This window comes from Pseudomonas sp. LAM2023, assembly GCF_016620375.1.
Classification (GTDB): Bacteria; Pseudomonadota; Gammaproteobacteria; order Pseudomonadales; family Pseudomonadaceae; genus Aquipseudomonas; species Aquipseudomonas anuradhapurensis.
Genome location: NZ_JAENHV010000029.1, coordinates 107,932 through 132,887 on the forward strand (window position 1 = coordinate 107,932; position 24,956 = coordinate 132,887).

24 protein-coding genes and 1 pseudogene are annotated in these 24,956 nt (G+C 64.1%); 14 read left to right on the forward strand and 11 right to left on the reverse strand.

The features are described from left to right. Window positions 1–63: 63 nt before the first annotated feature. The 5 genes and pseudogenes from JKP78_RS18825 (at window position 64) to JKP78_RS18845 (ending at window position 4,101) form a co-directional block, all read left to right on the forward strand. Window positions 64–1,029, forward strand: coding sequence for a sulfonate ABC transporter substrate-binding protein (locus tag JKP78_RS18825; protein ID WP_170027809.1), 966 nt, complete (start codon window positions 64–66; stop codon window positions 1,027–1,029). Window positions 1,030–1,086: 57 nt separating this feature from the next. After that, window positions 1,087–2,235 carry an FMNH2-dependent alkanesulfonate monooxygenase gene (gene ssuD, locus JKP78_RS18830; RefSeq protein ID WP_170027810.1) on the forward strand — a complete coding sequence of 383 codons (1,149 nt, stop codon included), beginning with the start codon at window positions 1,087–1,089 and terminating at the stop codon, window positions 2,233–2,235. A 10-nt stretch (window positions 2,236–2,245) separates the two neighbouring features. After that, entirely contained in the window at window positions 2,246–3,043 is a 798-nt protein-coding gene (gene ssuC, locus JKP78_RS18835) for an aliphatic sulfonate ABC transporter permease SsuC (RefSeq protein ID WP_186687622.1), read from the forward strand. Then, window positions 3,015–3,852 (forward strand): annotated as a pseudogene (gene ssuB / locus JKP78_RS18840) (aliphatic sulfonates ABC transporter ATP-binding protein). The gene ssuC and the pseudogene ssuB overlap by 29 nt, the downstream one beginning before the upstream one ends. A 33-nt stretch (window positions 3,853–3,885) precedes the next feature. Continuing rightward, window positions 3,886–4,101, forward strand: coding sequence for a TOBE domain-containing protein (locus JKP78_RS18845; RefSeq protein WP_003255829.1), 216 nt, complete (start codon window positions 3,886–3,888; stop codon window positions 4,099–4,101). Window positions 4,102–4,240: 139 nt separating this feature from the next. Here the strand turns inward: JKP78_RS18845 and JKP78_RS18850 are convergent, their stop codons facing one another. The 4 genes from JKP78_RS18850 to JKP78_RS18865 form a co-directional block, all read right to left on the reverse strand. Then, window positions 4,241–4,873, reverse strand: a complete 633-nt coding sequence (locus JKP78_RS18850) for a TetR/AcrR family transcriptional regulator (protein ID WP_200627198.1) — start codon at window positions 4,871–4,873, stop codon at window positions 4,241–4,243. Continuing rightward, window positions 4,873–6,450: a glutamate--cysteine ligase gene (gshA, locus tag JKP78_RS18855; RefSeq protein WP_200627200.1), complete on the reverse strand. Its 1,578-nt coding sequence runs from the start codon at window positions 6,448–6,450 to the stop codon at window positions 4,873–4,875. Before gshA ends, JKP78_RS18850 begins: the two co-directional genes overlap by 1 nt. 187 nt (window positions 6,451–6,637) lie before the next feature. Beyond that, window positions 6,638–7,021, reverse strand: a complete 384-nt coding sequence (locus JKP78_RS18860; RefSeq protein ID WP_170027816.1) for a PaaI family thioesterase — start codon at window positions 7,019–7,021, stop codon at window positions 6,638–6,640. Beyond that, the gene (locus tag JKP78_RS18865; RefSeq protein WP_170027817.1) at window positions 7,021–9,345 is read right to left on the reverse strand and encodes a Tex family protein; all 2,325 of its coding nucleotides are present in this window, start codon (window positions 9,343–9,345) and stop codon (window positions 7,021–7,023) included. Before JKP78_RS18865 ends, JKP78_RS18860 begins: the two co-directional genes overlap by 1 nt. Window positions 9,346–9,562: 217 nt before the next feature. On the opposite strand from JKP78_RS18865, the gene ompR reads away from it, so the two are divergent. After that, window positions 9,563–10,303 carry an osmolarity response regulator transcription factor OmpR gene (ompR, locus tag JKP78_RS18870; protein ID WP_170027818.1) on the forward strand — a complete coding sequence of 247 codons (741 nt, stop codon included), beginning with the start codon at window positions 9,563–9,565 and terminating at the stop codon, window positions 10,301–10,303. Between the two features lie 13 nt (window positions 10,304–10,316). Beyond that, the gene (locus tag JKP78_RS18875; protein WP_170027819.1) at window positions 10,317–11,630 is read left to right on the forward strand and encodes an ATP-binding protein; all 1,314 of its coding nucleotides are present in this window, start codon (window positions 10,317–10,319) and stop codon (window positions 11,628–11,630) included. A gap of 115 nt (window positions 11,631–11,745) precedes the next feature. Here the strand turns inward: JKP78_RS18875 and rimK are convergent, their stop codons facing one another. Together rimK and rimB are read right to left on the reverse strand one after the other, a co-directional pair. Then, window positions 11,746–12,651 (reverse strand): 30S ribosomal protein S6--L-glutamate ligase, encoded by a 906-nt coding sequence (rimK, locus tag JKP78_RS18880; RefSeq protein ID WP_200627202.1) that lies wholly within the window; start codon window positions 12,649–12,651, stop codon window positions 11,746–11,748. After that, window positions 12,648–13,130, reverse strand: coding sequence for a retropepsin-like aspartic endopeptidase RimB (rimB, locus tag JKP78_RS18885; protein ID WP_420831029.1), 483 nt, complete (start codon window positions 13,128–13,130; stop codon window positions 12,648–12,650). The genes rimK and rimB overlap by 4 nt, the downstream gene beginning before the upstream one ends. A gap of 109 nt (window positions 13,131–13,239) precedes the next feature. Between rimB and JKP78_RS18890 the strand changes: the two genes are divergently transcribed. After that, window positions 13,240–13,641, forward strand: coding sequence for an RNA-binding S4 domain-containing protein (locus tag JKP78_RS18890; RefSeq protein WP_186687611.1), 402 nt, complete (start codon window positions 13,240–13,242; stop codon window positions 13,639–13,641). Between the two features lie 64 nt (window positions 13,642–13,705). Here the strand turns inward: JKP78_RS18890 and JKP78_RS18895 are convergent, their stop codons facing one another. After that, the gene (locus JKP78_RS18895) at window positions 13,706–14,500 is read right to left on the reverse strand and encodes a phosphatase PAP2 family protein (protein WP_186687608.1); all 795 of its coding nucleotides are present in this window, start codon (window positions 14,498–14,500) and stop codon (window positions 13,706–13,708) included. 121 nt (window positions 14,501–14,621) lie between these two features. Between JKP78_RS18895 and hslO the strand changes: the two genes are divergently transcribed. The 3 genes from hslO to JKP78_RS18910 all read left to right on the forward strand — a co-directional run bounded on the left by hslO (window position 14,622) and on the right by JKP78_RS18910 (window position 17,946). Beyond that, on the forward strand, window positions 14,622–15,521 hold the full coding sequence (gene hslO, locus JKP78_RS18900; protein ID WP_170027822.1) for an Hsp33 family molecular chaperone HslO: 900 nt from the start codon (window positions 14,622–14,624) through the stop codon (window positions 15,519–15,521). A 179-nt stretch (window positions 15,522–15,700) separates the two neighbouring features. Beyond that, the gene (locus JKP78_RS18905) at window positions 15,701–17,242 is read left to right on the forward strand and encodes a phosphoenolpyruvate carboxykinase (RefSeq protein ID WP_170027823.1); all 1,542 of its coding nucleotides are present in this window, start codon (window positions 15,701–15,703) and stop codon (window positions 17,240–17,242) included. A gap of 263 nt (window positions 17,243–17,505) precedes the next feature. Continuing rightward, window positions 17,506–17,946 (forward strand): acyl-CoA thioesterase, encoded by a 441-nt coding sequence (locus JKP78_RS18910; protein WP_186687594.1) that lies wholly within the window; start codon window positions 17,506–17,508, stop codon window positions 17,944–17,946. 55 nt (window positions 17,947–18,001) lie between these two features. Here JKP78_RS18910 and JKP78_RS18915 read toward each other — a convergent pair whose 3' ends face one another. The 3 genes from JKP78_RS18915 to fdhD form a co-directional block, all read right to left on the reverse strand. Next, window positions 18,002–18,484, reverse strand: a complete 483-nt coding sequence (locus JKP78_RS18915) for a glycine zipper domain-containing protein (protein WP_170027825.1) — start codon at window positions 18,482–18,484, stop codon at window positions 18,002–18,004. A gap of 419 nt (window positions 18,485–18,903) precedes the next feature. Beyond that, a complete protein-coding gene (locus tag JKP78_RS18920; protein ID WP_200627204.1) occupies window positions 18,904–21,249 on the reverse strand; it encodes an FdhF/YdeP family oxidoreductase in 2,346 nt (781 codons plus the stop codon). Between the two features lie 5 nt (window positions 21,250–21,254). Next, the gene (gene fdhD / locus JKP78_RS18925) at window positions 21,255–22,082 is read right to left on the reverse strand and encodes a formate dehydrogenase accessory sulfurtransferase FdhD (protein WP_200627206.1); all 828 of its coding nucleotides are present in this window, start codon (window positions 22,080–22,082) and stop codon (window positions 21,255–21,257) included. Window positions 22,083–22,271: 189 nt separating this feature from the next. Between fdhD and lysM the strand changes: the two genes are divergently transcribed. Further along, a complete protein-coding gene (gene lysM / locus JKP78_RS18930) occupies window positions 22,272–22,712 on the forward strand; it encodes a peptidoglycan-binding protein LysM (protein WP_200627208.1) in 441 nt (146 codons plus the stop codon). Between the two features lie 50 nt (window positions 22,713–22,762). On the opposite strand, the gene yrfG is transcribed toward lysM, so the two are convergent. After that, on the reverse strand, window positions 22,763–23,425 hold the full coding sequence (gene yrfG, locus JKP78_RS18935) for a GMP/IMP nucleotidase (RefSeq protein WP_186687584.1): 663 nt from the start codon (window positions 23,423–23,425) through the stop codon (window positions 22,763–22,765). A gap of 64 nt (window positions 23,426–23,489) precedes the next feature. Here yrfG and nudE point away from each other — a divergent pair, with 64 nt between their 5' ends. After that, a complete protein-coding gene (gene nudE, locus JKP78_RS18940; RefSeq protein ID WP_015268611.1) occupies window positions 23,490–24,056 on the forward strand; it encodes an ADP compounds hydrolase NudE in 567 nt (188 codons plus the stop codon). Next, window positions 24,053–24,871 carry a 3'(2'),5'-bisphosphate nucleotidase CysQ gene (cysQ, locus tag JKP78_RS18945; protein ID WP_200627211.1) on the forward strand — a complete coding sequence of 273 codons (819 nt, stop codon included), beginning with the start codon at window positions 24,053–24,055 and terminating at the stop codon, window positions 24,869–24,871. Before nudE ends, cysQ begins: the two co-directional genes overlap by 4 nt. Window positions 24,872–24,956: the final 85 nt, after the last annotated feature.

A 24,956-nucleotide genomic window follows, 5' to 3' on the forward strand; every position in this document is an offset into this window, starting at 1 on the left:
CCTTACTCGCCCGACAACGAGGCAAGCAGGTGCAACCCGAACCCCATCGCACAGGAGAGCGCCATGCGCACAGTCTTCTTGCGTCGCGGTCTGGTCGCCCTGTTTGCGGCGGCTGTGTCCTTCGGCGCCATTACCCAAGCCCAGGCCGAGAGCCTGCGTATCGGCTATCAGAAATACGGCACCCTGGTGCTGCTCAAGGCCAAAGGCACGCTGGAGAAGCGCCTGGCCGAGCAGGGCGTGCAGGTGCAGTGGACCGAATTCCCCGGCGGCCCGCAGCTGCTTGAAGGGTTGAATGTCGGCTCCATCGATTTCGGTGTCACCGGCGAAACGCCGCCAGTGTTCGCCCAGGCCGCCGGTGCCGACCTGCTGTACGTCGCCTATGAGCCGCCAGCGCCGCACAGCGAGGCGATCCTGGTGCCGAAGGGTTCGCCGGTACAGTCGGTCAAGGACCTCAAGGGCAAGAAAGTCGCCCTCAACAAGGGCTCCAACGTGCACTACCTGCTGGTCCGCGCGCTGCAGGATGCCGGCCTCAAGTACAGCGACATCCAGCCCGTCTACCTGCCACCGGCCGACGCCCGCGCCGCCTTCGAGCGCGGCAGCGTCGATGCCTGGGTGATCTGGGACCCCTACCAGGCGGCTGCCGAGCAACAGCTGCAGGCGCGTACCCTGCGCGACGGCAAAGGGCTGGTCGACAACCACCAGTTCTACCTCGCTACCCGCAACTATGCGACCCAGCACCCGGCGGTGATCAACACCCTGATCGAAGAAGTCCGTGCGGTGGGCCAGTGGTCCCAGGCCAACCCGCAGCAGGTGACCGAGCAAGTCGCACCGCTGCTCGGCCTGCCCGCCGACATCACCCTGACCTCGGTCAAGCGCCAGGGCTATGGCGCCGCAGCGCTCACCCCGGAAGTGGTGGCCGCGCAACAGAAGATTGCCGACACGTTCCAGGCACTGAAGCTGATTCCCAAGCCGCTGAGCATCAAGGACGTGATCTGGACACCCCCGGCCAAGGTCGCCAGTGCGCCTTGATTGACTTGCCGCGCCGGGGCCTTGCCCTGGCCGAGCCCCCTTGAGGAGACAACTCCAATGAGCCTGAACATTTTCTGGTTTCTGCCCACGCACGGTGACGGTAAGTACCTGGGCACCTCGGATGGCGCCCGCGCTGTCGATCACGGCTACCTGCAGCAGATCGCCCAGGCGGCCGACCGCCTCGGTTTTGGTGGGGTGCTGATCCCTACCGGGCGTTCCTGCGAGGACTCCTGGCTGGTCGCAGCGTCGCTGATCCCGGTGACCCAGCGGCTGAAATTCCTGGTTGCCCTGCGCCCCGGCATCATTTCGCCCACCGTGGCGGCACGCCAGGCGGCAACCCTCGACCGGCTGTCCAATGGCCGCGCGCTGTTCAACCTGGTGACCGGCGGTGATCCGGACGAACTGGCCGGCGACGGCCTGCACCTGAACCACCAGGAACGCTATGAAGCGTCTGTGGAGTTCACCCGTATCTGGCGCAAAGTGCTGGAAGGCGAGGTGGTCGACTATGACGGCAAGCATATCCAGGTGAAGGGCGCCAAGCTGTTGTACCCGCCGATCCAGCAACCACGCCCGCCCCTGTATTTCGGCGGCTCCTCCGAAGCCGCCCAGGACCTGGCTGCCGAGCAGGTAGAGCTGTACCTCACCTGGGGCGAGCCGCCGAGCGCGGTTGCGGAAAAAATCGCCCAGGTACGTGAGAAAGCCGCTGCCCAGGGCCGCGAGGTGCGCTTTGGCATCCGCCTGCACGTGATCGTGCGGGAAACCAACGAAGAAGCCTGGGCTGCCGCCGACAAGCTGATTTCGCACCTGGATGACGACACCATCGCCCGTGCCCAGGCCTCGCTGGCGCGCTTCGACTCGGTCGGCCAGCAGCGCATGGCGGCGCTGCACAACGGCAGCCGCGACAAGCTGGAAGTCAGCCCCAACCTGTGGGCTGGCGTCGGCCTGGTGCGTGGTGGTGCCGGTACCGCGCTGGTCGGGGATGGCCCGACCGTTGCGGCGCGGGTCAAGGAATACGCCGCGCTGGGCATCGACACCTTCATCTTCTCCGGTTACCCGCACCTGGAAGAGTCGTACCGGGTGGCTGAGCTGCTGTTCCCGCACCTGGACGTGCAGCGCCCGGAGCAAGCCAAGGCCGGCGGCTACGTCAGCCCGTTCGGCGAGATGGTGGCCAACGACATCCTGCCCAAGTCCGTTGCGCAAAGTTGAGGGCCTGGCCATGAGTCGTGCAACTTCCAATAGCCTTGGCCAGCGCCTGGCACCGTGGGCGCTGCCGGTCCTGCTGCTGGCCGCCTGGCAGCTGGCGGTCAGCGCCGGCTGGCTGTCGACCCGCATCCTGCCGGCGCCCAGCGCGGTGGTCAGCGCCGGCGTCGAGCTGGTGCGCAGTGGCGATATCTGGTCGCACCTGGCGATCAGTGGCTGGCGCGCCGGGCTGGGCTTCGTCATTGGTGGCAGCATCGGCCTGGTGCTGGGCTTCATCACCGGCTTGTCGAACTGGGGCGAACGCCTGCTCGACAGCTCGGTGCAGATGATCCGCAACGTGCCGCACCTGGCGCTGATTCCGCTGGTGATCCTGTGGTTCGGTATCGACGAGTCGGCGAAGGTTTTCCTGGTCGCGCTGGGCACGCTGTTCCCGATCTACCTGAACACCTATCACGGCATCCGCAATGTCGACCCGGCGCTGGTGGAGATGGCGCGCAGCTACGGCCTGTCCGGCTTCAGCCTGTTCCGCCAGGTGATCCTGCCGGGGGCCTTGCCATCGATCCTGGTCGGCGTGCGTTTTGCCCTGGGCTTCATGTGGCTGACCCTGATCGTTGCCGAAACCATCTCGGCCAACGCCGGCATCGGCTACCTGGCAATGAACGCCCGCGAATTCCTGCAGACCGACGTGGTGGTACTGGCCATCGTCCTGTACGCCGTGCTCGGCAAGCTTGCCGACCTTGCTGCGCGGGGCCTGGAGCGCGTGTGGCTGCGCTGGCACCCGGCCTATCAAGTGGCGAAGAAGGAGGGCGCATGACTGTGCTCAAGGAACAGCCGCCACGCCTGTTGCGTGGTATCCCGCTGGCTGCCAGCGGCCTGCGCAAGACCTTCGGCCAGCGTGAAGTGCTCAAGGGCATCGAGCTGCATATCCCGGCTGGCCAGTTCGTCGCCATCGTCGGCCGCAGTGGCTGCGGCAAGAGCACCTTGCTGCGCCTGCTGGCCGGCCTCGACCAGCCTACGGCAGGCCAGCTGCTGGCTGGCGCCGCAGCGCTGGAAGAGGCCCGCGAAGAAACCCGCCTGATGTTCCAGGATGCGCGCCTGCTGCCGTGGAAGAAGGTGATCGACAACGTCGGCCTGGGCCTGTCCGGCGACTGGCGCCCGCGTGCGCTGCAAGCCCTGGAGGCCGTTGGCCTGGCCGACCGTGGCAACGAATGGCCGGCAGCGCTCTCCGGTGGCCAGAAGCAGCGCGTGGCCCTGGCCCGGGCGCTGATCCACCAGCCGCGCCTGCTGCTGCTGGACGAGCCGCTCGGTGCACTGGATGCACTGACCCGTATCGAGATGCAGCAGCTGATCGAACGCCTGTGGCGCCAGCACGGCTTCACCGTGCTGCTGGTCACCCACGACGTCAGCGAGGCGGTTGCCGTGGCTGACCGGGTGATCCTGATCGAGGACGGTGAGGTCGGGCTCGATCTCACTGTCGACCTGGCACGGCCCCGGGCGCGTGGTTCGCACCGCCTGGCCGCGCTGGAGAGCGAAGTGCTCAACCGAGTGCTGTCGGCCCCGGGCGCTGCGCCCGAGCCGGATCCTGTCGCCCCTCTGCCCACGCAATTGCGTTGGGCGCACTAATCCCCCGGAAGTCCCTAGAGAAGGAATGACATCATGACCATCAAAGCCATCAACGTTCGCAACCAGTTCAAAGGCACCGTGAAAGAAATCCTCGAAGGCCCGGTACTGTCGGAAATCGACGTGCAGACCGCCTCGGGCATCGTCACCTCGGTCATCACTACCCGCTCCGTGCGTGAGCTGGAGCTGCAAGTGGGCAGTGAAGTGATTGCCTTCGTGAAGTCGACTGAAGTGTCCATCGCCAAGCTGTGATGGGTGTCGGCCATGGGGCTGCTTGGCAGCCCTTCGCGGGCACGCCCGCTCCCACAGGTCCTGCGCAGGTTTCAGTTTTTGCGCGGACCCTGTGGGAGCGGGCGTGCCCGCGAAGGGCCGCACAGCGGCCCCAATGATCTCAGCTGGAACGCCTGGCCAGAAATGGCGGCAGATACAACCCCAGATACGCCTCGAACACCCGCTTGCCTTCCTCGGCCATGCGCGGGGTGATTGCATCATGCAGTTGCACCGAGCGCGCGTACACCCGGTCGCTCAGCTCCATGGCCAGGGCGAACACATCCACATCCAGCGGCATCACCGGCAGATGGAAGTGCTGGTCGAACAACTTGTGCATCAAGTCGCCCAGCTCCATGTCGTGCTGCCGGTCAGCCTGCACCACTTCGCTCAACCCATGCTGAGCCAGAATCAGCTGCCGCGCTGCCGCATCCTCGTTGTAGATATCCAGCATGCGCTGCTCGATCAGCCGGGACAGCTCATGCCAGGTGGTGAATGCACCGCTGTCGATCGGTGCGCTCAGGGCTTCGCGAAAGGCACGGTGCACATCGGCGGTCAACGCTTCCAGCAAGGCCGGCACGCTGGCGAAAAAGTGGTACACCGACGATGGCGGTATCTGCGCGCGCTCGGCCACGCTGTAGATCGACAGCGCGGCCACCCCCTGTTCGGCCAGCAGCTCGCGTGCCGCCGCCAGGATCGCCGCGATCCTGGCCTGGCTGCTGGCGCGGGGCTTGCGCGGGGTGGCCGTGCGGGTCATCAGTTGCTGATCGCCAGGATACTGGCCTGGTAGGCGCCGACGAACAGGTCGAAATCGCCCACCTCCTGCTGCTCCAGGCGCGACTGCTCGGCGAGCGATTCGCGGGCGAGGGTCTCGAAGGCCTGCTGGCGCTCGACCGGTAGCGGCTGCTCACGGAAGGTTTCGGCGTGGATATGGCTTTGGCGCAGGGCGAACTTGACGAAGCTTTCGTCATGCTCGGTCATGCGCGCCAACACCTGGGCCGATGGCGTCAGCGAGGCGTCGTCAACCTTGGCCTGCTGCGCATCCAGGGCTTTGGCGTGTTCGTCACCGCCATGTGCCTGGTCGAGCAGGTCGGCCAATTGGCGGATGCGCCCGATCAGCTCGCCAGCCCAGTCCTTGAGGCCGATCGGCTGGCCATTGCGGCGCAGTTCCAAGCCAGGGCGACGGCCTTCCTTGACCACGGTCAGGAAGTTGTTGGTGCATTGGCCGCATTCGCCGTTATCCAGTTGCGGGCTGTCTTCCAGCGCGCAGAACAGCAGGAACGCATCGAGGAAGCGCGCCTCGGTCAGGTCGATGCCCACCGGCAGGAACGGGTTGATGTCCAGGCAGCGTACTTCCACATACTGCACGCCGCGCGAGGTCAGGGCCTGGATTGGCCGCTCGCCGGTGTAGGTGACGCGCTTGGGGCGGATGTTCGAGTAGTACTCGTTTTCAATCTGCAGGATGTTGGTGTTCAACTGCACCCACTCGCCATCCACGTGTGTGCCGATTTCAACATAGGGCGGGTAGGGCGTGCCCACCGCCTTGCGCAGGCTGTCGGTGTAGCTGGCCAGGTTGTTGTAGCACGGTGTGAGGCCAGCCTGGGCGTTGCTCTGGTAGCCCAGGTCGCTCATGCGCAGGCTGGTGGCATAGGGCAGGTACAGGGTTTCGGCGTCGAGCTCTTCGAGCTGATGCGGACGGCCACGCAGGAAGCCTTTGTCCAGGGCCGGCGAGGCGCCGAACAGGTACATCAACAGCCAGCTGTAACGGCGGAAATTGCGAATCAGCGCGATGTAGGCCGACGACTGGTAGTCGCGGTCGCTCTCGCTGCTGCCTTCGGCGCTGCGCAGCAGTGGCCACAGTGCCTCCGGCAAGGAGAAATTGTAATGGATACCGGCGATGCACTGCATGGTGCGGCCGTAGCGCAGGGCCAGGCCCTTGCGGTAGACGTGCTTGAGCTTGCCGATGTTGGAGCTGCCGTATTCGGCGATCGGGATGTCTTCCTCGGCCGGCAGCGTGCACGGCATCGATGGGCTCCACAGGTATTCGTCGCCCAGCTTGCTGTAGACGAAACGGTGGGTCTCCTCGAGGCTTTCGAGCACCTTGGCCGGGTCGGGCAGGGCCGGGGTGATGAACTCCAGCAGCGACTCGGAATAATCGGTGGTGATCTGCTCGTTGGTCAGCGCCGACCCCAGGGCTTGCGGATGCGGCGTCTGGGCCAGGCGACCTTCGGCGGTCACACGCAGGCATTCGCGCTCAATACCGTGCAGGCACTGCTTGAGCAGGGGGAGATTGGCGCCGAGCAGGCTCAGGCGGCGGTTGAGGAGTTCGCTCAAGATGTATTCCTTCACGCGTCAGTCGCCCCAATATGGGGGTAGAAAAGACGGTCTACAAGGGTAGTGGGAAAAGGAACTGGCGTTGTCGCCTGGTTTATGCGGTTCCGGCATTGCACAACGCCGACTTCGGAGGCCGCTTCGCAGCCCCCAGTCGTTGCCGAAAATACCGCACATAGCGGTTGGTGAGCTAGAGAACCGCGAAGGTTCCTTGCGCTTTCGCCACCAGTTTGTCGCCTTGGACTACGTCGGCGTCGACTACCAGGGTGCGCCGCCCGGCGTGCAGCACGCGAGCCGTGCACAGCACTTCGCCGTCACTGACGGCGCGCATGTAGTTGATCTTGCACTCGATGGTCACGCTTTGCTGGTCAAAGCCATGGCTGGCCGAGCAAGCCAGGCCCATGGCTATGTCCACCAGGCTGAAGATCGCCCCGCCGTGCAGTTTCTGGCCACGGTTGCGCAAGTGCGGCCCGAGCGCCAGGGCTACCTCGGCAACACCTGTCTCCAGGTGTTGCAGGCGGCAGCCGAGTAGCTGGCTGAAGGCGCTTTCGACGTATTCGCCGGGTACGTCCATCACTTCTTCTTCAACTGCTTGGCATTGGCGAACAGTGCGGCCATGGCATTGTTGGCCGGGGCGGCAGTGGCAGTTTCGCGCTGGCGCGGTGCCTGCTGCTGGCGGTTGCCGCCGGTGCCACGGTTGCCGCCGCGGTTGCCTTCGACCTTTTCGCCCGGGGTATCGCTCATGCGCATGGACAGGCCGACACGCTTGCGCGGGATGTCCACTTCCATGACCTTGACCTTGACCACGTCGCCGGCCTTGACCGCCTCACGCGGGTCCTTGACGAACTTCTCCGACAGCGCCGAGATGTGCACCAGGCCGTCCTGGTGCACACCGATGTCGACGAAGGCGCCGAAGTTGGTGACGTTGGTCACCACGCCTTCGAGGATCATGCCCGGTTCCAGGTCCTTGAGGTCTTCGACGCCGTCCTGGAAGGTGGCGGTCTTGAACTCAGGGCGCGGGTCACGGCCAGGCTTGTCCAGTTCCTGCAGGATGTCGGTGACGGTCGGCAGGCCGAAGGTTTCATCGGTGAACTGCTTCGGGTCCAGGCGCTTGAGGAAGCTGCTGTCACCGATCAGCGAACGGATGTCGCGGCCGGTGTCGGCGGCTATGCGCTGCACCAGCGGGTAGGCTTCAGGGTGCACTGCCGAGGCGTCCAGCGGGTTGTCGCCGTTCATCACGCGGAGGAAGCCGGCGGCCTGTTCGAAGGTTTTCTCACCCAGGCGGCTGACTTTTTTCAGCGCCGCGCGGGTGGCGAACGGGCCGTTGGCATCGCGGTGGGCGACGATGTTCTGGGCCAGGGTGGCGTTGAGGCCGGAAATACGGGTCAGCAGCGCCACCGAGGCGGTGTTGACGTCGACCCCCACGGCGTTCACGCAGTCCTCGACCACGGCGTCCAGGCCACGCGCCAGCTTCACCTGGGAGACGTCGTGCTGGTACTGCCCGACGCCGATGGATTTCGGGTCGATCTTCACCAGCTCGGCCAGCGGGTCCTGCAGGCGGCGGGCGATGGAAACAGCGCCACGGATCGACACGTCCAGGTCCGGGAATTCGCGGGCGGCCAGCTCCGAGGCGGAGTACACCGAAGCGCCGGCTTCGGAAACCATGACCTTGGTAATCTTCAGCGCTGGATACTTCTTGACCAGCTCGGCCACCAGCTTGTCGCTTTCGCGGCTGGCGGTACCGTTGCCAATGGCGATCAGTTCCACCGAGTGCTTGGCGCACAGCGCGGCCATGATGGAAATGGTACGGTCCCAGTCGTTCTTCGGCGCGTGCGGGTAGACCGTGGTGTGGTCCAGCAGCTTGCCGGTGGCATCGACCACGGCGATCTTGCAGCCGGTGCGCAGGCCCGGGTCGAAGCCCAGGGTCGCGCGCGGGCCGGCCGGGGCGGCCAGCAGCAGGTCGTGCAGGTTGTGGGCGAAGACATTGATCGCCTCGCCTTCGGCGTTGTCGCGCAGTTCGCCGAACAGGTCGGTTTCCAGGTGGGTGTACAGCTTGACCTTCCAGGTCCAGCGCACCACTTCGCCGAGCCACTTGTCGGCCGGGCGGTTGCGGTTGTCGATGCCGACGTGGTTACCGATCATCAGCTCGCAGGGGTGCAGGGTGCCGGGCAGTTCTTCGCCAACCTTGAGCGAGGCGCTCAGCACGCCCTCGTTGCGCCCGCGGAAAATCGCCAGGGCACGGTGCGACGGCGCGTTGCGCAGCAATTCGTCGTGGGCGAAGTAATCGCGGAACTTGGCGCCTTCCTCTTCCTTGCCGGGCACCACGCGGGCGCTGAGCACGGCTTCCTGCTTGAGGAAGCTGCGCAGCTTGTCGAGCAGCGCGGCGTCTTCGGCGAAGCGCTCCATGAGGATGTATTTGGCGCCTTCCAGCGCCGCCTTGACGTCGGCCACGCCTTTGTCGGCGCTGACGAAACGTGCGGCTTCGCTTTCCGGAGCCAGGTCAGGGTTGTTGAACAGGCCGTCGGCCAGCTCGCCGAGGCCGGCTTCGAGGGCGATCTGGCCCTTGGTGCGGCGCTTCTGCTTGTACGGCAGGTAGAGGTCTTCGAGGCGGGTCTTGGTGTCGGCCAGCTTGATCTCGCGGGCCAGTTCCGGGGTCAGCTTGCCCTGCTCCTCGATGCTGGCCAGGATGCTGGCGCGGCGCTCGTCGAGTTCGCGCAGGTAGCGCAGGCGCTCTTCCAGATGGCGCAGCTGGGTATCGTCCAGGCTACCGGTCACTTCCTTGCGGTAACGGGCGATGAAGGGCACGGTCGAGCCTTCGTCCAACAGGCCCACGGCCGCCTCGACCTGCTGGGGGCGTACGCCCAGTTCCTCGGCGATACGGCTGTTGATGCTGTCCATGTAAACCACCTGACATTGATGAATACGGAGGGCGCCTGTGGGCCTTTCGCCCGGCGGCGCTGGATGAAAGCCGCGCATTATACCCATCGCAACCGCCTTGCGGTGATGGCGCCCGGCCAGCCGGAACTGGCGCCCGGGGAAAAATCTGCTAACAATGCTCACGCAACGTGCAGCAATGGCTACGCCATAATGCGCGGCGATACCAGAGGAGTAATTCATGACCGGCACGCCAAACACCGCTGAAGGTGAAAAGATTCTCATCGTCGATGACGACCCGGGGCTGAGCAGCCTGCTGGAGCGTTTTTTCGCCAGCAAGGGCTACCGTGCCCGCGCGGTGCCCAACACCGAGCAGATGGACCGCCTGCTGCAGCGCGAGGTGTTCAACCTGGTCGTGCTCGACCTGATGTTGCCTGGTGAAGACGGCCTGTCGGCATGCAAGCGCCTGCGCCAGCAGAACAACCAGATCCCGATCATCATGCTCACCGCCAAGGGCGACGAGCTCAGCCGCATCAAGGGCCTGGAACTGGGCGCCGACGACTACCTCGGCAAGCCGTTCAACCCGGACGAGCTGATGGCCCGGGTCAAGGCCGTGCTGCGCCGCCAAGCCCCGAGCGTGCCGGGTGCGCCGGGCAGTGAAGACGAGTCGGTCACCTTCGGCGACTACGAGCTGTCGCTGGCTACCCGCGAACTCAAGCGTGGCGACGAAGTGCACATGCTCACCACCGGTGAGTTCGCCGTGCTCAAGGCGCTGGTCATGCATGCACGCGAGCCGCTGACCCGCGACAAGCTGATGAACCTGGCCCGTGGCCGCGAATGGGATGCGCTGGAGCGCTCCATCGACGTGCAGATCTCGCGCCTGCGCCGCATGATCGAGCCGGACCCGTCCAAGCCGCGCTATATCCAGACTGTCTGGGGCGTGGGCTACGTGTTCGTACCGGACGGAAACGCCGGCAAATGATGCCTCGCCGTCGATGAAGACACCGCTGTGGTTTCCGCAAAGCTTCTTCGCCCGCACGCTGTGGCTGGTGTTGATCGTCGTCCTGTTCTCCAAGGCCTTGACCCTGGTCTACCTGTTGATGAACGAGGACGTGCTGGTCGACCGCCAGTACAGCCACGGCGTCGCGCTGACCTTGCGCGCCTACTGGGCTGCCGACGAAGAAAACCGCGACAAGATCGCCGAAGCGGCAGGCCTTATCCGGGTTACCGGCTCGGGTGTACCCGAGGGCGAACAGCACTGGCCCTACAGTGAAATCTATCAACGGCAGATGCAGGCCGAGCTGGGCGATGATACCGAGGTGCGCCTGCGTATTCACGCCCCACCGGCGTTGTGGGTCAACGCGCCCAGCCTGGGCCCCGGTTGGCTGAAAGTGCCGCTGTATCCGCACCCGCTGCGGGGGCAGAAGATCTGGAACGTGCTGGGCTGGTTCCTCGCCATTGGCCTGCTTTCCACCGCCTCGGCGTGGATCTTCGTGCGCCAGTTGAACCAGCCGCTCAAACGCCTGGTATTCGCTGCTCGCCTGCTCGGCCAGGGGCGCAGCGTGCGCCTGCCGATCAGCGATACGCCCAGCGAGATGACCGAGGTGTACAAGGCCTTCAACCAGATGGCCGAGGATGTCGAGCAGGCCGGGCGCGAGCGCGAGCTGATGCTCGCCGGGGTGTCCCACGACCTGCGCACCCCGCTGACGCGCTTGCGCCTGTCGCTGTCATTGTTGAACAGCGACAGCGAGCTGAGTGAAGACATGGTCCGTGATATCGAGGACATGGATGCGATCCTCGATCAGTTCCTGGCCTTCATTCGCGATGGCCGTGACGAACCGCTCGAAGAAGTCGACCTGGCCGACCTGGTGCGCGAAGTGGTGGCGCCTTACAACCAGCCGGAAGAACGCGTGCGCCTGTGCCTGGAGCCGATTCCGCCGTTCCCGCTGCGCCGGGTTTCGCTCAAGCGCATGCTCGGCAACCTGATCGGCAACGCCTTGCACCATGCCGGCAAGGGGGTTGAGGTGGCCGCCTACGTGTCGGGCGACGAGAGTGCGCCGTACGTGGTGCTGAGTGTGCTGGACCGTGGCACAGGGATCGACGAGTCGGAGCTGGAAACCATCTTCAACCCGTTCATTCGCGGCGACCGGGCGCGCGGTGGCAAGGGCACCGGGTTGGGGCTGGCGATCGTCAAGCGGATCGCGGCGCAGCATGGCGGCAATGTGGAGCTGCGCAACCGCTCCGGGGGCGGGATCGAGGCGCGGGTAAGGCTGCCTCTGGGGCTGTTGCTGCCACGTAACGCCGTGTGATTACCGGGGCCGCTTTGCGGCCCTTTCGCGACGCAAGGCCGCTCCTACAAAAAGTGCGCGACCTGCTGTAGGAGCGGCCTTGTGTCGCGATGGGCTGCAAAGCAGCCCCAGGCTCTCAACCCTTGCCCTTGGTCCGGGTCTGATTAGGCCCGCCATTTTTCTCCAGATGCTCGATGATCATCGCCGCCACGTTCTTGCCGGTGGTCACCTCGATGCCCTCCAGCCCCGGTGACGAGTTCACCTCCATCACCAGCGGCCCATGGTTGGAACGCAGGATATCCACACCCGCCACGCTCAAGCCCATCACCTTGGCCGCGCGAATGGCGGTCATGCGTTCTTCCGGCGTGATCTTGATCAGGCTGGCCACCCCGCCACGGTGCAGGTTGGAACGGAATTCGCCGGGTTTGGCCTGGCGTTTCATCGAGGCGATGACCTTGTCGCCGACCACGAAGCAGCGGATGTCCGCGCCGCCAGCTTCCTTGATGTACTCCTGCACCATGATGTTCTGCTTCAGGCCCATGAACGCCTCGATCACCGACTCGGCCGCCTTGGTGGTTTCGCACAGCACCACGCCGATGCCCTGGGTGCCTTCCAGCACCTTGATCACCAGCGGCGCGCCATTGACCATCTGGATCAGGTCGGGGATATCGTCTGGCGAGTGGGCGAAGCCGGTAATCGGCAGGCCGATGCCACGCCGCGATAGCAGCTGCAGTGAGCGCAGCTTGTCCCGCGAGCGGGCAATCGCCACCGACTCGTTGAGCGGATATACACCCATTATCTCGAACTGGCGCAGCACTGCGCAGCCATAGAAAGTCACCGAGGCGCCGATGCGCGGGATCACCGCATCGAAACCTTCCAGCGGTTTGCCGCGGTAGTGGATCTGCGGCTTGTGGCTGGCAATGTTCATGTAGGCCCGCAGGGTATCGATCACCACCATTTCGTGGCCCCGCTGGGTTCCGGCTTCGACCAGGCGGCGGGTGGAATACAGACGCGGATTGCGCGACAGCACAGCGATCTTCATGCAGCACCTGTGACAGGGGAAAGGGTGGCCGGGAAGGCCGGTTTGTCTTGTACGTATTTCAGCCCGGGGTTGACCACCAACTGGCCGTGGATCAGCGCCTTGGAACCCAGCAACAGGCGGTAGCGCATGTTCTTGCGGCAGGCCAGGGTGAACTCCACCTCCCACACACCATCGCCCAATGCCAGTGACGTGCGGATGACATAGCGGGTCTGGGCCTGGCCATTGGAGCTCTTGATGGTCTTCATGGTCACCAGCGGTGCCTCGCAGCGACGGTGGCGCAGTTGCACCACCGAACCCAGGTGGGCAGTGAAGCGGACCCAGGGCTGGCCGTCGCGTTCGAACGGTTCGATTTCGGTGGCATGCAGGCTGGAGGTGCTGGCGCCGGTGTCGATCTTGGCGCGCAACCCGGCCACGCCAAGGTCGGGCAGGGCTACCCACTCGCGCAGGCCGATCACTGTCAAATGGTCAAATGTCTTCACGAAACGCACCCTGCTGATGAGGTGTTGAACTGTAAGCACGGCGGGGATTTTTTGCATCCGCTCGTTACGGTAGTACAGTTCGATGAAACACAGCGTTCGAGGTAACGGGATGGCACAAAAAGCCGAAGAAGACGACAAGGTCCGCCTGGACAAATGGCTGTGGGCGGCTCGCTTCTACAAGACCCGCGCACTGGCCAAGGCGGCGATCGAGAGCGGCAAGGTGCATTGCCGGGGCGAGCGCTGCAAGCCGGGCAAGGAGCCGCGGGTAGGCGACGAGTTCGTGCTGCGCACCGGGTTCGATGAACGCACGGTGGTGGTAAAAGCACTGTCGGTGGTGCGGCGTGGGGCGCCGGAGGCGCAGACGTTGTACGAGGAAACCGAAGAGAGCGTGCGCCGCCGTGAGCAGGCGGCAGAAATGCGCAAGGCGGGCGCCCTGGGGGTGACGACCGATGGCCGGCCGACCAAGAAGCAGCGGCGGCAGATTCACCAGTTGCATGGCAGTTTCGATTGAAAGGGGCCGCGTTGCGGCCCATCGCGGGCTTGCCGGCGATGGGCTGCGCAGCAGCCCCATGGCCTCACCGGGTGACGGCCATCCGTCCGACCAACGGTAATTTGCCCAGCAGGTTGAACAACGGCGCTGTCCAGCGCATCAGCGCCGCACTGCCCTTGGCCGCCAGCGGGGTGTAGTAGCTCCAGCCCAACGCCAGCACGGCCATCAGCAACCCGCCGATGTAGTCATCTTGCCCCCAGTGGGCACCAGCTACCAGGCGCGGCAGCATGAACAGCAGCGCCAGCCCCCAGATCACCAGGTACTGCACCAGGCGGCGGCTGAACACGCTCATGAACAGCGCCCAGATCAGCAGAACCGAGGCGTGGTCGCCGGGAAAACTGTTGCTTGAGCGGTCCTTCAACTCCCAGGCCTTTTCCAGGTTCGGATAGTAATCGCTCAGGTGCACGACGTTGTCGAACACCATCGATGGGCTGTCGTGTTGCCAGCCCATTGCAGCCACCCACTTGGAAAACAGTGCGCGAATCACCACTAAGAGGACAAGCGTGACCAGAAAGCCGAAAAAGGCCTGGCGAACCTGTGCCGCCTTGAACACCCAGTCGCCGCGGATAAGCACTGCCAGCAGGATCAGGCCAACGACGATGTCGAATGGGCGCAGGCTGCCGAGCGTCCAGATGTAGCGCCAGACGGTGCTTTCCGCCAGCGGGGCATTCAGGCTGTGGAACAGCCATTCGTCGAAAGTCAGGCACAGGATCTGGCCAACGGGCCATAACCAGAAACACAGTAGAACGATGGGAAGCAGCGTACAGGCTGCCAAGGGCCCGAAGGACCACCTTGCTTGGAACAGTGGTGGATTGTCCATAAAATACCTCTATTGCAAACAGGACGCGGAGCGCATCGTAAGCGCTCTATAACGGGGTTCTCGCTCGATTTCCGACAACCCTTGTAACCATTTTGTCATTATTCTCAGATAGCCAAAACCTATGAGCGACTTGCCTGATACCGATTTCACCCAACGTTTCATCTTCGACGAGCGCGATGTGCGCGGCGAGTGGGTGTCTCTCGATGACAGCTACGCCGCGGTGCTGGCGCGTCATGAGTACCCGCAACCGGTGCAGACGCTGCTCGGCGAACTGATGGCCGCCACTGCCCTGTTGGTCGGGGCGCTGAAGTTCGACGGCCTGCTGATTCTGCAGGCGCGTTCGGCCGGGCCGATCCCGCTGCTGATGGTCGAGTGTTCCGGTGACCGCGACATCCGCGGCATGGCCCGCTACGAAGCGGAGCAGATCCCGCCCCACGCGACCCTGTCGGAGTTGATGCCCGACGGCCACCTGACCCTCACCATCGACCCGGTCAAGGGCCAGCGCTACCAGGGTACTGTCGACCTCAATGGCGACAACCTGGCAGAGTGCTTCACCAACTATTTCGTGCAGTCGCAACAGCTCAATACCCGTTTCTGGCTGCATGCCGAAGGCGGCAAGGCCCGTGGCCTGCTGCTGCAGCAATTGCCGCGCGATCGCCAGCCCGACGACGAAGAGCGCGAAGCAAGCTGGCAGCACGTGGTCGCCCTGGCCACCACGCTCAAGGCCGAGGAGTGGGCCTTGGGCAACGAAACCTTGCTGCACCGCCTGTACCACGAAGATGCCGTGCGCCTGTTCGACATCCAGCCGTTGCGCTTCAATTGCAGTTGCTCTCGTGAACGTTCCGGCAATGCGCTGGTCAGTCTGGGCGAGCAGGACGCCAAGGCGTTGGTGGAAGAGTGCGGCGGGCAGGTCGAGATCGATTGCCAGTTCTGCAACGAGCGCTATTTCTTCGACGCCAGTGACGTGGCGCAACTGTTTGCCGGTGGCGGCACGGACGTAGCCTCAGAAACTCGTCACTGAAACGTTTAACTACAGGATAATTTCCTGTCGAATTGCGCAAAAGCGCAGTTCTGACAGGAGGGGCCTACTTTTTTTGGGCGTTTCTGGCATAATCCGGCCACTTTTTTCGCTGTAGTAGTTTTTTCGAGACAACTACAAAACGTTTGGAGCACTCGGCCTCGGGCCGGATGGGGTATCTCATGACGCAAGCCAACAACACCGTGTACACCGACCTGAGCGTCGATGAGCTGGTAAAAGAAGCGCTGCAACGCGGTGAAGGCGTACTAGCCGATACTGGCGCACTGGTCGTGGAGACTGGTCACCGTACTGGCCGTTCGCCGGCTGACCGTTTCATCGTCGAAGAACCTTCCACCCAGGACGCCATTGCCTGGGGCCCGATCAACCGCAAGTTCCCGGCCGACAAGTTCGATGCCCTGTGGGACCGCGTCGAGGCGTTCAACAACGCCCAGGATCACTTCGTTTCCTACGTTCACGTAGGGGCGGCTGCCGAGCACTACCTGCCGGTGAAGATGACCACACAGACTGCCTGGCAGAACCTGTTCGGTCGTTGCCTGTTCATCAACCCGGAGCAGTACAACCCGGCTGGCCGTGGCGAGTGGCAGATCCTCAACGTGGCCAACTTCGTCTGCGAGCCGGAGCGTGACGGTACCAACTCCGATGGCTGCGTGATCATCAACTTCGCCCAGAAGAAGGTGCTGATCGCTGGCATGCGCTACGCCGGCGAAATGAAGAAGGCCATGTTCTCGGTGCAGAACTTCCTGCTGCCGGCTGCCGACGTGCTGCCGATGCACTGCGCCGCCAACATCGGCGAAGCAGGCGACGTGACCCTGTTCTTCGGCCTGTCCGGCACCGGCAAGACCACCCTGTCGGCCGACGAAAGCCGTTACCTGATCGGTGACGACGAGCACGGCTGGGGCGAGGGCGTGGTGTTCAACATGGAAGGTGGTTGCTACGCCAAGTGCATCGACCTGTCCGAGAAGAACGAGCCGGTCATCTGGAAAGCCATCAAGCACGGTGCAGTGCTGGAGAACGTCGTTCTCGACGCCAACAAGCACGCCGACTACACCGACGTCAGCCTGACCCAGAACAGCCGTGCGGCCTACCCGCTGGAGCACGTGGCCAAGCGTTCCGAAGCGAACCTGGGCGGCGAGCCCAACGCAGTCATCTTCCTGACCTGCGACCTGACCGGTGTTCTGCCTCCGGTGTCGATCCTGAACAACGAGCAGGCGGCCTATCACTTCCTGTCCGGCTACACCGCGCTGGTCGGTTCCACCGAAATGGGCTCGGGCGGCGGCATCAAGTCGACCTTCTCTACCTGCTTCGGCGCTCCGTTCTTCCCACGCCCGGCTGGCGAGTACGCCGAGCTGCTGATCAAGCGTATCAACGGCTTCAACTCCAAGGTCTACCTGGTCAACACCGGCTGGACCGGCGGTGGCTACGGCGTTGGCAAGCGCTTCAGCATCCCGACCACCCGTGCCGTGATCGCTGCGATCCAGAGCGGCGCGCTGGTCGGTGCCGAAACCGAGCACCTGGACATCATCAACCTGGACGTGCCGAAAGCTGTTCCGGGTGTTGAAACCGAGCTGCTCAACCCGCGCACCAACTGGGCTGACAAGGCTGCCTACGACGAGGCTGCCAAGGGCCTGGCCAAGCTGTTCATCGAGAACTTCAAGAAGTTCGACGTGTCCGACGCCATCAAGGCCGCTGGCCCGCAGCTGTAAGCTGAAGCCGGTTGCAACGAAAGCCGCCCCTCGGGGCGGCTTTTTTGTTTCTTCCGGCCGACACGCGCCCCTTGTAGCAGCGGCCTTGTGTCGCGATGGGCTGCAGGCAGCCCCGCCAGTTCTGCATCCACGCTGAAATCCAGGGGCCGCTTGGCGGCCCATCGCGACACAAGGCCGCTGCTACGCAGAGCCGGTGCAAGCAGCGGAAATCAGGTTTTTCTGTTTCACTGTCAGCATCCGTTGCGAAGACAAGAGCCAGCCAGATGACCGAATCCCCTCAACGCACTGCCTTCTGCCACTTCCACCCCATCCTTACCCGCCCGCAGGACAACGACCTCAATGGCCATATCGCCGGGGCTACCGTGCATGGCTTCTTCGAAACTGCAATCCAGGCATTTCTTGTCGAACAGGCCGAACTGGACCTGCGCGACGGCGAGCTGGCAGCGTTCGTGGTCAGCTCCGCAGCGGATTTCTACGCGTTGCCGGGCTTTCCGGACGTGCTGGAAGTCGGGTTGGGGGTGACGCGCCTGGCGGGCAGTACGGTGGAGTACCGCCTGGCGCTGTTCCGTCCGGGCGAGCCGGAGGCCTGTGCGGCAGGGACGGTGGTGCAGGTGTTCATCGAGCGCGCCAGCGGCCGGCCGGTAATGCTGGCGGAGACGCTGCAGATGATCCTGTCCGGCGTCATGCTGGAACAGCCGGCATAAAAAAGCCCCGCTGGCAGGGGCGGGGCTTTTGTTGCCGGGGCAGGGCCCTCAGGCGTTAGTCGCGCCAGTGGCGTCTGTGCTTGCGATGGCCGTAGTGGTTGCCATTGTCCCAGTGACGACGGTCGTCGTCATAGCCACGACGGTAGCGGCGGCCATCGTGGTAATCATCTTCGTCGGCCTCCTTGCCCAGGTAGTTACCCAGTGCGCCACCGGCACCACCGCCGGCTGCCGCGCCAATGTAGCTACCGGTAGTGCCGCCGACCGAGCGACCGACCACGTTACCGCCAGCAGCGCCCAGCGCGCCGCCGATTGCAGCCTCGCCACGCTGGCGTTTGTCGGCACCCAGGGCGCCACCGGCTGCACCGCCCAGGCCCGCACCAATGGCGCCGCCTGTGCTACCACCGATGGAGTTGCCCACGACAGAGCCCAGTACCCCACCCAATGCGCCGCCAATGCCGGCCTCGGTGGTGCCGCCTGCCATGGCAACGCCGCTGAGCAAGCTGAAAGACAACAACAGTATCGAGGAGTACTTCTTCATCAAGAGAGCCTCATAGGGATGACGAGGCGAATTTGAGGCTAACAAGCGCGCCTGGCAATGGAAATCCGACGAGTAACACGAGTTGTACACAATTCTCTAAGTTACTGTATTTGCTGTGAAACTTTATCTATTTTTCGCTGTCTGAGACTTTTATGACGAAGCCCTGAACCGCACTGGAACAGGGCTTTTTTCGTTTTTGGCGTTGGGGCTGTTGGCCTCTTTGCGGCTAACTGCTTCTACAGAAACACCACGACTCAGGCCTTGTGATTTTCCCTGTAGGGGCTGCAGCCGCGATTACCGGTACAGCCGGTGCCGTCCACCGCGTCGCCTGCATCGCGGATAAATCCGCTCCTACACACGGCTTCGACTTGACGCTGCACCTGTACATGCGGCTTTGGCCGCGAACAGGCCGGCGCAACCTAGAGGATTCGCCCGTCGCCCTGCGCCCGCTCCAGCTTGATGGCGATGAACTTCGATGTCGGCGTGTAGCTGCCGTCGCCAACACTCTCCAGCGGTACCAGCGGGTTCACCTCAGGGTAATACGCCGCTGCCTGTCCGGCCGGGATGTCGAAGGCCAGCAGGGTGAAGCCCCGCACCCGGCGCACATGCCCGTCCCCCCACAACGACACGATGTCGACCTTCTGCCCCGGCTGGAAGCCCAGGCGAAGGATGTCGGCTTCGTTGACGAACAACACTTCGCGCTGGCCGCGCACACCGCGGTAGCGGTCGTCCAGCCCGTAGACGGTGGTGTTGTACTGATCGTGCGAGCGCATCGACTGCATGATCAGGTCCGGCAGTTGGCCGCTGGCGCGTACACGCTCGTCGAGCAGCGTGTCCGGTAGCCGGTTGGCCTTGAAATTGGCTCGGCCGGTGTTGGTCTTCCACTCGCGGGCGGCGGCGCTGTTGCCCAGGTAGAAGCCGCCCGGCTGGCGCAGGCGCTGGTTGAAGCCGGCAAAGCCGGCGATGGTGTCGCCGATCAGGTCACGAATACGGTCGTAGTCAGCCACCAGCCAACGCCAATCAACCGGGTTGTTGCCCAAGGTAGCGGCGGCAATACCGGCGATGACCGCGGGCTCCGAGCGCATCTGTGGCGATAGCGGTTGCAGCTGGCCATTGGACGCGTGGACCATGCTGAACGAGTCTTCCACCGTTACCGCCTGCGGCCCTTCGGCCTGCAGGTCGATATCGGTACGCCCCAGGCACGGCAGGATCAGCGCCTGCTTGCCGTGCACCAGGTGGCTACGGTTGAGCTTGGTGCTGATGTGCACGGTCAGTTCGCAGTTGCGCAGCGCCTGGGCGGTACGTTCGGTATCCGGCGTCGCCTGGGCGAAGTTGCCACCGAGGCCGATGAACACCTTGGCGCGGCCCTCGAGCATGGCGTGAATCGCCTCGACGGTGTTGTGGCCCTGCTGCCGTGGTACGGGGAAGCCAAAGCGCTTTTCCAGGGCATCGAGCAGCGCCTCTGGGGGGCGTTCGTTGATGCCCATGGTGCGATCACCCTGCACGTTGCTGTGGCCACGCACCGGGCACAGGCCTGCGCCAGGTACGCCGATATTGCCGCGCAACAGCTGCAGGTTGACGATTTCCTGGATGGTCGGCACCGAATGGCGGTGCTGGGTGATGCCCATGGCCCAGCACATGATTACCCGTTTGCCCCGGCAATACATGCGTGCAGCCAGTTCGATGTCGGCCAGGGGCAGGCCGGACTGCGTCTGGATGTGTTCCCATGGTGTGGCATCCACCACCGCCAGGTAGTCGTCGACGCCATGGCCGTGCTCGGCGATAAAGGCGTGGTCGAATACCGCCGGCTCACCCTTGGCCTGGGCTTCGCGCTCCCATTGCAGCACGAACTTGGCCATGCCGCGCAGCATCGCCATATCGCCACCCAGGGCCGGGCGGAAAAACGCCGTATTGGTCGGGCGGTCGCTGTTGGTCAGCATTTCCAGTGGGTGCTGAGGGTGCTGGAAGCGCTCCAGGCCACGTTCCTTGAGCGGGTTGACGCACACCACCTGCGCACCACGCTTCACCGCATCGCGCAGCGGGTCGAGCATGCGCGGGTGGTTGGTGCCCGGGTTCTGGCCCCAGACGAAAATCGCATCGGCGTGTTCGAAGTCGTCGAAAGTGACGGTGCCCTTGCCAACCCCGACGCTTTGCGCCAGCGCCACACCACTGGCTTCGTGGCACATGTTCGAACAGTCGGGGAAGTTGTTGGTGCCGTAGGCGCGCACGAACAGCTGGTACAGGTACGCCGCTTCGTTGCTCGCGCGGCCCGAAGTGTAGAACTCGGCCTGGTCGGGGCTGGCCAACTTGTTGAGTTCGCGTCCGATCATGGCAAAGGCGGCGTCCCAGCTGATCGGCAGGTAGCGGTCGCTGGGGGCGTCGTAGACCATCGGTTCGGTCAGGCGCCCCTGGTATTCAAGCCAGTAGTCGCTCTGACCTAGCAGCGAAGTGACGCTGTAGCGGGCGAAGAAGGCCGCGTCGACGCGGCGCTTGGTCGCCTCCCAGTTCACCGCCTTGGCACCGTTCTCGCAAAACTTGACCATGCCGCTCTCGGGTGAGTCGCCCCAGGCGCAGCCTGGGCAGTCGAAACCGCCGTTCTGGTTGGTCTTGAGCAGCGCGCGAATGTTCTTCAGCGCGTTATCGCTGCCGACCCAGGCCTTGGCCACGCTGCGCAGCGCACCCCAGCCACCGGCGGGGCCGTGGTAGGGCTTGTAGCGAGGAGGGGAGGCTGGGGCGTTTTCCGGGAAGTGCTGGTACGAGGTCACGACTGTTACGACTCCGCCGCGGGGCTATAGACCCGCGGTGCGCTGTGCTTGGGCAGATGGATGAGATTGAGGTTGTGTTTGCGCGCCCATTGCAGGGCAAGGCCGGTGGGCGCCGACAGGCTGACCAGGGTCTGGATACCGGCACGCAGCACCTTCTGGATCAGCTCCAGGCTGCAGCGGCTGGTGACGATGGCCAGGCCGCCCTGGCTGTCGATGCCCTGGCGCAGCAGTGCACCGATCAGCTTGTCGAGGGCGTTGTGCCGGCCGATGTCTTCGCGGCCGAGCAACAGTTCGCCGTTGCGGTCCATGAACAGCGCCGCGTGCACCGCGCCGCAATGCTGGCCAAGGGGTTGGAAAGCATCGATGCGTTCGCGCAGCCCTGCCAGCCATTGCGCAGGCGGTAAAGGGGCGCCAGGCAGCTTGGCCAGGTCCGGCAATGCCTGCTCCAGCGCTTCGACTCCGCACAGGCCGCAACCACTGGTGCCGGCCAACTGGCGGCGCTGGTTCTTCAGGTTCCAGAATGCACGGCTGGAAATCTCCAGGTCGGCATACATCGCCGAGCCACTGCCGGAGAGTTTCAGGTCGTAGATTTCGGCAGTGCCTTCGACAATGCCGCTGCCGACGCTGAAGCCGACCGCGAAGTCCTTCAGGTCGGTGGGGCTGACCAGCATCACTGCCTGGTTCAGGCCGTTGTAGGCGATGGCCAGGGCCACTTCCTCGGCCAGCGGGGTGCTGTCGCGTCGGGCGTCGTTGAGCTGGACGTAATCGTAGGTGTTGCTGGCTGCGGGCATGGACAGGGGCGAGGCCGCGCAGAGCGGAGGCTTGCTTTTCATCGGGGCTGGCTGTTCACCGGAGCTATCGGCAGCTTTTTGATAGCACAAGCCTAGGCGTGCGGGCCGGCGGCGTCTAATCGCTAGGGTCTATGCCTTGATAGAGCGCGTCGATGGAAGATGCGGGTGGGTCGGCGGAGTCTTCGCCTAGACTTCACTGTCCAACGGTTTCACGTCAACAAGGAGAGTGTCATGAGTCTGTTCAGTTTTGTGAAAGAAGCGGGCGAAAAGTTGATCGATCTGCTGACCCCCGGTAATGCCAACGCCGAAGAGCAGCTGAAAAAGCACGTGGAAACTGTCGGCCTGGGTAACCCGAACATCAAGGTCAAGGTAGAGGGGGACAAGATTATCCTCCAGGGCGAGGTGGCCAGCCAGGAGGAAAAGGAGAAGATCATCCTGGCGGCGGGCAACATCAGCGGTGTCGCCAGTGTGGATGACCAGATCACCGTAACCGGGCCGGTGGCGCAGGCGGCGCGGTTCGTGACCGTGGAGAAGGGCGACACGCTGAGTGCCATCTCGAAGAAGGTGTACGGCGACCCCAACAAGTACCAGAAGATCTTCGAGGCCAACAAACCGATGCTCAAGCACCCGGACAAGATCTACCCAGGGCAGGTGCTGCGTATTCCTGACTGATCTCCACAGCCGCTAGCGGCCTCTTCGCGGGCATACCCGCGAAGAGGCCCTCACAGGCCTGCCAATAGCTCCCGGTAGTCCTCGACCGCAGCAAATTCTTCGGTATCCCGCGGCCCCGCCTGGCTATCGGGCTGGCGCACCGCCAGCAAGTGCCCCACGCCGAACCGCCGCGCACTGCGCAGGATCGCCAGGGTGTCATCGATGAACAGGCTGCGCTCCGGCGCAAAGCCGATGTCCGCCTGCAAGGCATCCCAGAATTGCGGGCTTTCCTTCGGGTAGCCATAGTCGTGCGAGCTGATCAGCCGCTCGAAATACGGCGTCAGCTCCACCCGCTCCAGCTTCAGCGACAGGGAATCCCGGTGCGCATTGGTGATCATCACCACGCGCTTGCCGGCCTGGCGAATGGCCGCCAGGAAGGTGTCGGCATCTGGGCGCAGGGCGATCAGGTCGGCGATTTCCCGTTTCAGCTCGCGAATCGGCAGGCGCAGCTCGCGGCTCCAGAAGTCCAGGCAATACCAGTTCAGCGTACCGGCGTTACGCTCGAACAGTGGCTGCAGTTCCATTTCCGCCATGGCCCGGCTCACCCCGTGCAGCTCGGCATAGCGCTGGGGCAGGTGGTCCAGCCAGAAGCGGTTGTCGTAATGCAGGTCGAGCAAGGTGCCGTCCATGTCCAGCAGGACAGTATCGATGGCAGACCAGGGAAGAACAGGCATGGGAAATTCTCGATCAGTCGGCAAGCCACGGTATAGTAACCCGTTCACGCCAAGGAGCCGCCCCATGCGCCAGAAACCCACCGTCCTCAGCCGCGAAATCGTCGCCAGCAGCCGCCTGTTTCGCGTCGAAGCCGTGCAATTGCGTTTCAGCAATGGCAATGAGCGCACCTACGAGCGCCTGGTGGGGCGCGGCAATGGTTACGGCGCGGTAATGATCGTGGCCATGCTCGACGCCGAGCACGCCGTGCTGGTGGAAGAATACTGCGGCGGCACCGATGAATATGAGCTGTCGCTGCCCAAGGGCCTGATCGAGCCGGGCGAGGACGTGCTGGCGGCAGCCGACAGGGAGCTCAAGGAAGAAGCCGGTTTTGGCGCGCGCCAGCTGGAGCACCTGACCGAGCTGTCGCTGTCGCCCGGCTACATGAGCCAGAAGATCCAGGTGGTGCTGGCCAGCGACCTTTACGAAGAGCGCCTGGAGGGCGACGAGCCGGAGCCGATGCGGGTCGACAAGGTCAACCTGCGCGAGCTGTCGGCCTTGGCCATGCACCCGCAGTTCACCGAAGGTCGTGCCCTGGCGGCGCTGTACCTGGCGCGTGACCTGCTGATTCAGCGGGGGCTGCTGGAAGCATGAACGACCTGCAACTGATGCACGAAGTGGTCAAGCTGGCGCTGAAGGCCGGCGAGGCGATCCTGCCGTTCTGGCGTGCCGATGTCGCCGTGACCAGCAAGGCTGACGATTCGCCGGTGACCGCCGCCGACCTGGCGGCGCACCGGGTGCTTGCCGATGGCCTGCTGGCCCTGGCGCCGCAGATTCCGCTGCTGTCGGAAGAAGACTGCAATATCCCGTTGGCCGAGCGCCAGCGCTGGCAGCGCTGGTGGCTGGTCGACCCGCTGGACGGCACCAAGGAGTTCATTGCCGGCAGCGAGGAATTCACCGTCAACATCGCCCTGGTGGAAAACGGCGAGGTGGTGTTTGGCGTAGTCTCGATGCCAACCAACGGGCGCTGTTACTTCGGTGGCCGTGGGCTGGGCGCCTGGCGTGCGCAAGCCGGTGAAGCCGCTGAGCCAATCCAGGTACGCAATGCACCGCCGCTGGGAGAGCGCTTTACCGTGGTGGCCAGCCGTCGGCATTCCAGCCCGGAGCAGGAAGCGTTGCTGGCCGGGCTGGGCGCTGCGTTGGGTGAGCTGGAGCTGGCCAACATTGGCAGTTCGTTGAAGTTCTGCCTGTTGGCGGAAGGTAGCGCCGATTGCTATCCGCGCCTGGCGCCGACTTCGCAGTGGGATACGGCGGCGGCCCAGGGGGTGGTGGAAGGCGCCGGGGGCGAGGTGATCGGACTGGATGGCCTGCCGTTCCGCTACCCGCCACGGGAGTCGTTGCTCAACCCGCACTTCCTGGCGTTGCCGGCCAATGCACAATGGCGCCAGGCCTTCCTGAGCCTGATCTGACCGCCGCACACGATCGTGTAGGAGCGGCCTTGTGTCGCGAAAGGGCCGCAAAGCGGCCCCGGCAATTCAAGCGGCGAAGCTGAAA

Excerpts from the sequence above, each read along its gene's own strand:
- JKP78_RS18825 (WP_170027809.1), top strand. The coding sequence starts at position 64 with ATGCGCACAGTCTTCTTGCGTCGCGGTCTGGTCGCCCTGTTTGCGGCG.
- ssuD (WP_170027810.1), top strand. The coding sequence starts at position 1,087 with ATGAGCCTGAACATTTTCTGGTTTCTGCCCACGCACGGTGACGGTAAG.
- ssuC (WP_186687622.1), top strand. The coding sequence starts at position 2,246 with ATGAGTCGTGCAACTTCCAATAGCCTTGGCCAGCGCCTGGCACCGTGG.
- JKP78_RS18845 (WP_003255829.1), top strand. The coding sequence starts at position 3,886 with ATGACCATCAAAGCCATCAACGTTCGCAACCAGTTCAAAGGCACCGTG.
- JKP78_RS18850 (WP_200627198.1), bottom strand. The coding sequence starts at position 4,873 with ATGACCCGCACGGCCACCCCGCGCAAGCCCCGCGCCAGCAGCCAGGCC.
- JKP78_RS18860 (WP_170027816.1), bottom strand. The coding sequence starts at position 7,021 with ATGGACGTACCCGGCGAATACGTCGAAAGCGCCTTCAGCCAGCTACTC.
- JKP78_RS18865 (WP_170027817.1), bottom strand. The coding sequence starts at position 9,345 with ATGGACAGCATCAACAGCCGTATCGCCGAGGAACTGGGCGTACGCCCC.
- ompR (WP_170027818.1), top strand. The coding sequence starts at position 9,563 with ATGACCGGCACGCCAAACACCGCTGAAGGTGAAAAGATTCTCATCGTC.
- JKP78_RS18875 (WP_170027819.1), top strand. The coding sequence starts at position 10,317 with ATGAAGACACCGCTGTGGTTTCCGCAAAGCTTCTTCGCCCGCACGCTG.
- rimK (WP_200627202.1), bottom strand. The coding sequence starts at position 12,651 with ATGAAGATCGCTGTGCTGTCGCGCAATCCGCGTCTGTATTCCACCCGC.
- JKP78_RS18890 (WP_186687611.1), top strand. The coding sequence starts at position 13,240 with ATGGCACAAAAAGCCGAAGAAGACGACAAGGTCCGCCTGGACAAATGG.
- JKP78_RS18895 (WP_186687608.1), bottom strand. The coding sequence starts at position 14,500 with ATGGACAATCCACCACTGTTCCAAGCAAGGTGGTCCTTCGGGCCCTTG.
- hslO (WP_170027822.1), top strand. The coding sequence starts at position 14,622 with ATGAGCGACTTGCCTGATACCGATTTCACCCAACGTTTCATCTTCGAC.
- JKP78_RS18905 (WP_170027823.1), top strand. The coding sequence starts at position 15,701 with ATGACGCAAGCCAACAACACCGTGTACACCGACCTGAGCGTCGATGAG.
- JKP78_RS18910 (WP_186687594.1), top strand. The coding sequence starts at position 17,506 with ATGACCGAATCCCCTCAACGCACTGCCTTCTGCCACTTCCACCCCATC.
- JKP78_RS18915 (WP_170027825.1), bottom strand. The coding sequence starts at position 18,484 with ATGAAGAAGTACTCCTCGATACTGTTGTTGTCTTTCAGCTTGCTCAGC.
- fdhD (WP_200627206.1), bottom strand. The coding sequence starts at position 22,082 with ATGAAAAGCAAGCCTCCGCTCTGCGCGGCCTCGCCCCTGTCCATGCCC.
- lysM (WP_200627208.1), top strand. The coding sequence starts at position 22,272 with ATGAGTCTGTTCAGTTTTGTGAAAGAAGCGGGCGAAAAGTTGATCGAT.
- yrfG (WP_186687584.1), bottom strand. The coding sequence starts at position 23,425 with ATGCCTGTTCTTCCCTGGTCTGCCATCGATACTGTCCTGCTGGACATG.
- nudE (WP_015268611.1), top strand. The coding sequence starts at position 23,490 with ATGCGCCAGAAACCCACCGTCCTCAGCCGCGAAATCGTCGCCAGCAGC.
- cysQ (WP_200627211.1), top strand. The coding sequence starts at position 24,053 with ATGAACGACCTGCAACTGATGCACGAAGTGGTCAAGCTGGCGCTGAAG.